Origin of the sequence: Desulfocurvus sp., assembly GCF_023230885.1 — a bacterium.
Taxonomy (GTDB): Bacteria; Desulfobacterota; Desulfovibrionia; order Desulfovibrionales; family Desulfovibrionaceae; genus Desulfocurvus.
Genome location: NZ_JALNWM010000193.1, coordinates 1 through 6,857, shown reverse-complemented (window position 1 = coordinate 6,857; position 6,857 = coordinate 1). Strand labels below are relative to the sequence as shown.

Annotated in this window: 7 protein-coding genes; all 7 read right to left on the bottom strand. The window is 71.0% G+C overall.

What is annotated here, in order from left to right; translation table 11 throughout:
- The coding region (locus M0P34_RS12605) for a hypothetical protein (RefSeq protein WP_291499683.1) at positions 1-312 on the bottom strand (312 nt) is incomplete at its 3' end.
- 234 nt (positions 313-546) lie between these two features.
- Complete coding sequence (locus tag M0P34_RS12600) at positions 547-1,044, bottom strand: DUF2867 domain-containing protein (RefSeq protein ID WP_291499682.1); 498 nt, start codon at positions 1,042-1,044, stop codon at positions 547-549.
- A 156-nt stretch (positions 1,045-1,200) separates the two neighbouring features.
- Positions 1,201-1,614, bottom strand: a complete 414-nt coding sequence (locus M0P34_RS12595) for a GFA family protein (RefSeq protein WP_291499681.1) — start codon at positions 1,612-1,614, stop codon at positions 1,201-1,203.
- Between the two features lie 313 nt (positions 1,615-1,927).
- On the bottom strand, positions 1,928-2,578 hold the full coding sequence (locus M0P34_RS12590) for a Maf family protein (protein WP_291499680.1): 651 nt from the start codon (positions 2,576-2,578) through the stop codon (positions 1,928-1,930).
- Between the two features lie 12 nt (positions 2,579-2,590).
- Entirely contained in the window at positions 2,591-3,958 is a 1,368-nt protein-coding gene (locus M0P34_RS12585; RefSeq protein WP_291499679.1) for an FAD-dependent oxidoreductase, read from the bottom strand.
- Between the two features lie 7 nt (positions 3,959-3,965).
- Entirely contained in the window at positions 3,966-5,420 is a 1,455-nt protein-coding gene (gene gcvPB / locus M0P34_RS12580) for an aminomethyl-transferring glycine dehydrogenase subunit GcvPB (RefSeq protein ID WP_291499678.1), read from the bottom strand.
- The gene (gene gcvPA, locus M0P34_RS12575; RefSeq protein WP_291499677.1) at positions 5,417-6,751 is read right to left on the bottom strand and encodes an aminomethyl-transferring glycine dehydrogenase subunit GcvPA; all 1,335 of its coding nucleotides are present in this window, start codon (positions 6,749-6,751) and stop codon (positions 5,417-5,419) included. The genes gcvPB and gcvPA overlap by 4 nt, the downstream gene beginning before the upstream one ends.
- Positions 6,752-6,857 lie beyond the last annotated feature (106 nt).

Genomic DNA, 6,857 nt, shown 5'->3' with positions numbered 1-6,857 from the left:
GTCCGCCGGAAGGCTGGCGGCCTCCCGGGCCAGGGCCGCCAGGCCCTGCGGGCCGTCCGGCACGGGGGCTCCTCGCAGCGCGCGCGGGTCGACCCGCGCGCCCGGCCGCAGTCGGACGCCCAGGAAGGCATGCCCCGGGACGACGGCCACCTGCTGCGGGGCGGGCATGAGCGGGGAGAGTTCGAGGCGCGCGGGCTGGCCCGGGCGCCGCTGCACGATGAGGTCCCGGCAGCCGTCGGGCATGACCAGCAGGCGTTGGGCCGCGTCGGCCGTGTGGCTCCACGCCGCCAGGGCGGGGTCGAGGGTGGTCATGCCTCCTCCTGGGCCGCGTGGCCCGGGCGCCGCCGCCGGAACCGATGTCCTGCCGCTGGCGGCGTCGCGACGGTTTCTGCCAGGGGCGGCCCGGCTCCGCCGCTCTGGGGACCCGGGGCCGCGTCCGTGTGCGGCCGGGGGCCCCGGCGGGCGGCGGGCGCGGAGCCGTGCGCGGCGGCCCGGCCAGCCTCCGCAGCCCCCGGGACCGGCCGTGTCTGCGCGCCCCGTCAGGCCCTACCTGGCCGCATGGCGCAGCATGGCCCAGACGACCAGATGATGAAACGGGCGGATGATGTTGAAATAGACCCTGCCCGTCCAGTGGCGATAGCGGACGATGGTCGCCATGTGGAACCGTTTCATCCCGTCCGGCAACGGCTCCGCGGCCACGGCGAGGTGTCCGGAAAGGTGCTTTTCCGTTGCCCCGGCGATCCAGTAGCGCTCCTCCTGGCCGCCTTCCACCGTGAAGAAGCTGCCCGGCATCCTGCCGGGCGAGAAAAGCACGTCCTCCGGCCGGACCCTCTCGGCGCCGGGATAGCCGCCCTGCCGCAGCCCCAGCAGCCGGACGAACACGCCCCGGACCTTGTAGAGCGCCACCATCCAGCCGGGCATGTAGGACAGGGCGCAGGCGATGAATTCGCGCATGGGCTTGGCGGAGTCCACATGCCGGATGTCGACATGGTCCGCGCCGTGGAGGAAAGGCTTGATCTCCGGAATGGCGGCCAGGTAGGTCATGGCAAGCTCCGTGGTTTTCCGGCTCGCGGCGGCCTGTTGTCGGCGCTGTGGCGGCTTGCGGCCGTGGTTTCGTCCGCCGGCGTCCCGGGCTTGCCCGGCCCTGGCCCGGGGAGCCCGCGTCCGGCCTTGGCCCCGCGCGGAGGCCCGGCCGGGGCCTTATTCCTCGCTCTCTCCGGGCGGCCCGTCGAACCCGGGCACGCGCTCCAGTTCGAAGTCCCAGTTGGCTTTGTTGGCCATAAAAATGTGGGCATCCGGTCTGATCGGTATGTCGGTGTCGAGGCTGCCCGCCGGAACGACGAGCAGGGCTCCATCCATTTGAACATTCGGGAGAGCCGAACCGCAAGTGCCGCAGAAACTCTTGATATGCCCACTCGCATTGAAGTCGAATGTCCGGATCTCCTCCTGCCCGGTCAGCCATCTCAACCTGGCTGTGGAGGAAAACAGGTTCGCGGCATGGGCGGAGCCGGTGTCTTTGCGGCATCGTTCGCAATGGCAAAGGAAGAAACTGTCAAAAGTGCCTTCCACCTCAAAGGCGACCTTGCCGCACAGGCATGCCCCCGTGTGTTTCATCGTGCCCTCCTCTGGTGCGCAGCGTGTTCCCGCGGCGTTCCGGATGTTGCCTGACTGCTTGGGTGGTCGCCCCCCGCGCAACGAAAGCGCCGCATCCTTCGCCTGTGCTCCGGATGGGGGGGCGCCCGGGCAGGCGAATGCCCCGCAGGAGCCCGGCAGTTCAGCCCTTTGGCTCAGGCGGAGGCCTTCATCCGGATCAAAATGCCTCCCGCGCGAATGCAGCACAGGCGTCCAGGTGCCCCCAAGACGAGCGGCCTTCGCATGGAAGCCTGGCGGCGGATTTGCCAGGAAGACACCGCGGATGCGCGCTCCCTCAGTCCTGCCTCGGTGCGACGACGCCCCAGGACACCAAGACTTCCACGACCTCGGCCAGGGGCAGGCCGACCACGTTGGTGTACGAGCCGCGGATGCGCTCCACCAGGAAGCCGCCCCGGCCCTGGATGGCGTAGGCCCCGGCCTTGTCCAGGGGCTCGCCCGTGGCCACATAGGCCAGGATGACCCCCAGGGGCTGCGGGCCCATGGTCACCTCGGTGGATACGGCAAGCCGCGCGGGCGGGCCGTCGGGCCGCAGGAGCACGCAACTGGAAACCACATGGTGGGTTGTGCCCACCAGCCGGGTGAGCATGAGCATGGCCTCGTCGGGGTCGGCGGGTTTGCCCATGATTTCGTCGCCCAGCACGACCACGGTGTCCGACCCGAGGACCACCGCCCCGGGGCGCAGGGCGGCCACGGCCTGGGCCTTGGCCTGCGCGGCGCGCAGGGCGTAGTCCCGGGCGGCCTCGCCCGGCAGGGGCAGGGGTTCGGGCTCGGGGCTTTGCAGCACCTCGAAGCGCAGGCCCAGGCCCGTGAGCATCTCGCGGCGGCGCGGCGAGCCGGAGGCCAGCACCAGGGGCCGCACGGCTTCGAGGATGCCCGGCACGCCGGAGGTTTCGCGCGCGGCGCTGTCTGGGGAGGGGGTGAACACGGGCGGCCCGGCTCAGGACCGCGCCGGGACGGGCCCGGCGCTCAGGGCGTGGTGCAGGGCCTCGTCCAGGGTCGGGTGGGCCCAGACCAGGGCCTGGGCGTCCTCGCGGGTCCAGCCGTCGCGGACGATGACGGTGGCGGCGGTGACCAGATGGGCCACGCCGTGGCCCACGGCGGTGATTCCGGCCACGCGCCCGTCCAGCCAGACGACCTTGACGAAGCCCTGGGCGCTGGCGTGGCTCTGGGCGATGGGGTTGGCCGCGAGCTGGGCCGTGCCCACCCGGGGCTCCAGGCCCTGGGCCAGCAGTTCGCTGACCATGCGCCCCACGCGCAGGGTTTCCGGCGCGCCGTAGATGCACCAGGGCATGGGCCCGCAGGCGTAGGGCGCCTGTTCGCGGCCCGCCGCGTGGCGCGCGGCATAGCGCCCCTGGTGCGCGGCGGCGTGGGCCAGCATGGCCTTGCCGTTGGCGTCGCCGATGACGGCCACCGTGGGCGCGGCCAGCAGGAAGGCGTCCACCTCGGCGAAGCCGCCCCGGCCCAGGCGCACCCCGGCGGCCTCCAGGCCGATGCCCGCCGTGTTGGGGCCGCGCCCGGTGGCGACCAGGGCCAGCTCCGCGCCCAGGGTCTGGCCGGATTCCAGCTCCAGCAGGGCCGCGCCGCCCTCGGTGCGCAGGCTTTTCACCCGGCCGCCCAGGTGCAGGGTCCATTTTTCGCGCTTGCACAGCGCGGCGATGGTGGCCGACACCTCGGCGTCCTCCCAGGGCGCCAGGCGATCCTGGGCCTCCACCACGGTGATGGCCGCGCCCAGGCGGGCGAAGAATCGGCCCAGCTCCAGGCCGATGGTTCCGCCGCCCACGATGAGCAGCGAGGCCGGGGCCCGGGTCAGCTCCAGGGCGGCGTCGGAGTCCAGCACGCGGTCGCCGTCGGGCTCCATGCCCGGGAAGGCCGTGGGCCGCGAGCCCGTGGCCACCACCAGCCGCCCGAATTCCACGGCCACGGGGCCCTGGTCCGTGTCGACCTCCAGTTCGGCGGCCGAGCGCACGGTGCCCTGGCCGCGCAGCAGGGCGACCCCGGCATCGGCAAGCTGTTTCTCGATGGCCTTGCGGCTGCCCGCGAGCATCTGGCCCTTGCGTTTTTGCAGGGCTTCGAGGTCCACGCGGATGTCGCCGGACAGCAGGCGCAGCCGGGCCTGGGCGTGCATGGCGTGAACGCAGTCCGTCGCACCCAGGAAGAGCTTGGTGGGGATGCAGCCCCGGTTCAGGCAGGTGCCGCCCAGCTCCGCGCGCTCCACCAGGGCCGTGGACAGGCCCAGGGCGGCGGCCTCGAGGGCGCAGTCCACGCCCCCGGGGCCGCCGCCCAGAACCACGAGATCGAAGCGCACGCGGCGCTCAGCCGCAGTCGCAGTCATCGGTCAGCACCATTTCGCGCGCGGCGCGGGTTTCGTCCAGGCGCGTCACGGGCAGGGTCACCGGGGCGGCCTTCACGGCCTCGGGGTCGGTTTCGGCCTGGCGCACGATGGCGATCAGGTCGTCCACGAAGGCGTCCAGGGTGTCCTTGCTTTCGGTTTCCGTGGGCTCGAACATCAAGCATTCCTTGACGATGAGCGGGAAGTAGATGGTCGGGGCGTGGTAGCCCTTGTCCAGCAGGGCCTTGGCGATATCCAGGGCGCGCACGCCGTTGAGCGCTTCGCCCACGGCGCTGGCCACGAACTCGTGCATGCAGATGCGGTTGTGGGGAATCTCCAGCACGCCTTCCAGGCGCTTGCGCAGGTAGTTGGCGGCGAGCACGGCGTTCTCCGACGCGCGGACCAGACCCTCGCGGCCCAGGCGCAGGATGTAGGCGTAGGCTTTGAGGAACACGCCGAAATTGCCGTAGAACGGCGCCATGTAGCCGATGGACTGGGGGTGGTCGTAGTCCAGGACGAAGCGGTTGTCGTCGAGCTTTCTGACCCGCGAGACGGGCAGGAAGGGCACGAGCTTTTCGCAAACGCCCACGGGCCCGGAGCCCGGGCCGCCGCCGCCGTGGGGCGTGCCGAAGGTCTTGTGCAGGTTCAGGTGGACCACGTCGAAGCCCGCGTCGCCCACGCGCATCTTGCCCATGATGGCGTTCAGGTTGGCGCCGTCGTAGTAGAGCAGGGCGTCGGCGGCGTGGATCATCTCCACCACCTGCGGCAGGTTGCGCTCGAACAGGCCCAGGGTGTTGGGGCAGGTCATCATCACGGCGGCCACGTCGTCGGTCAGCGCCGCGCGCAGGGCCTCGGGGTCGACGATGCCGTCGCGCGACTCGATGGACACGACCTCGAAGCCCGCCAGGGCCGCGGAGGCCGGGTTGGTGCCGTGGGCGGCGTCGGGGCAGATGACCTTGGTCTTCTTGTTGCCCTTGGCCTTATGGTAGGCGGCGATGATCATGGCCCCGGTCAGCTCGCCGTGGGCCCCGGCCATGGGGTGCAGGGTGTAGCCCGCCATGCCGGTGATCTCGCACAGCAGCTCCTCCATGTGGTACATGACCTCGAGGGCGCCCTGGGTGTGGTGCCCGGCGCCGCGCAGCTGGGCCATGAGCGGGTGCAGGCGGGTGAAGCCCGGCAGGGCGGCCACCCGCTCCATGAATTTGGGGTTGTACTTCATGGTGCACGACCCCAGGGGATAGAAGTTGCCGTCCACCCCGAAGTTCTGCCGCGAAAGGCGCGTGAAGTGGCGCACCACGTCCAGCTCGCCCAGCTCGGGCAGGCGCGCCCGGCCGGAGCGCACCAGCCCGGCGGGCAGGAAGTCCGTGGCCCTGGTCGTGGTCAGCCCGGCGCAGGCGCCCCGGCGGCAGGGAGTGGATTGCTCGAACAGCGTTTTCATCGCAACAGTCCTCCCAGCAGCTCGGCCATGACGCCGATGTCTTCGCGGGTGTGCTTTTCGGTGCAGGCGACCAGCAGGCAGTTCTCCAGGCCGGGATAGTAGCGGCCCAGGGGGAAGCCCGGCACGAAGCCGCGCTCGGTCAGCCGGTCGACCACCTCGAAGGCGGGCACGGGCAGGCGCACGGCGAATTCGTTGCAGAAGGGGCCGTCGCCCAGGCGCGAGACGCCCGGGATGGCCGTCAGCCGGTCCTGGGCGTAGTGGGCCAGCTCCATGCAGCGCAGGGCGGTCTGCTCCAGGCCGCCGGGCCCGAGCAGGCTCACATGGATCAGCGCGCGCAGGGCGCAAAGGGCCTGGTTGGAGCAGATGTTGGAGGTGGCCTTCTGGCGGCGGATGTGCTGCTCGCGGGCTTGCAGGGTCAGGACGTAGCCGGTGCGGCCCTGGCTGTCCACGGTGCGGCCCACGATGCGCCCGGGCATCTGGCGGACCATCCTGGCCGTGCAGGCCATGATGCCCAGGTACGGCCCGCCGAAGGACAGGGGCTGGCCCAGGCTCTGGCCCTCGGCAACGGCGATGTCCGCGCCCATGGCCCCGGGGGTCTTGAGCACGGCCTGCATTAGCGGATAAACGGCCATGACGCCCACGGCCTTCACGGCCCGGGCGTGGTCGAACAGCTCGGTGTAGTCGGCGACGTTGCCGAAGAAGTCCGGATTCTGGACGACCACGGCGGCGGTGGCCTGGTCCACGGCGTCCATCATGCCCGCGAAGTCCGTGGCCCCGTTCTTGTGGGGCACGGTGACCAGCTCGAGGTTCAGGTTCGACGTGTAGGAATCGAGCATGATGCGGTAGATGGGCGACAGGGTCTGGCTGACCACCAGCCGGGTGCGCCGGGTGGCGCGCACGCCCATCATCATGGCCTCGAACAGCGCCGAGCCCCCGTCGTAGACCGAGGCGTTGGCCGCGTCCATCTCCAGCAGGCGGCACATGGCGGTCTGGTATTCGAAGATGGCCTGCAAGGTGCCCTGGGACGCCTCGGGCTGGTAGGGCGTGTAGGCGGTGGCGAACTCGCCGCGGCTGGCCAGGGCGTCCACGGCCGCGGGGATGTGGTGGTCGTAGAATCCCGCGCCGAGGAAGCTGACCAGGTCGGTCCTGTTCTTGGCGGCCAGGCGCTCCATGCGCGCCAGGACCTCCATCTCGGACAGTCCGGCCGGCAGGTCGAAGCTCTTGGGCCGCAGGTGCTTGGGAATGTCCGCGAACAGGTCGTCGATGGACGCGACGCCGATGGTCGCGAGCATGTCGCGCGTCTGTTCCTCGGTGTGGGGAACGTAGGGCATGGGGCCTTGCTCCTGAATGGGTTAGTGGGCGTCCTGGGCCACCAGCTCTTCGTACTCGTCGGCGGAAAGCAGGTCTTCGGGGTCGGCGGCGATCTTGAACTTCACC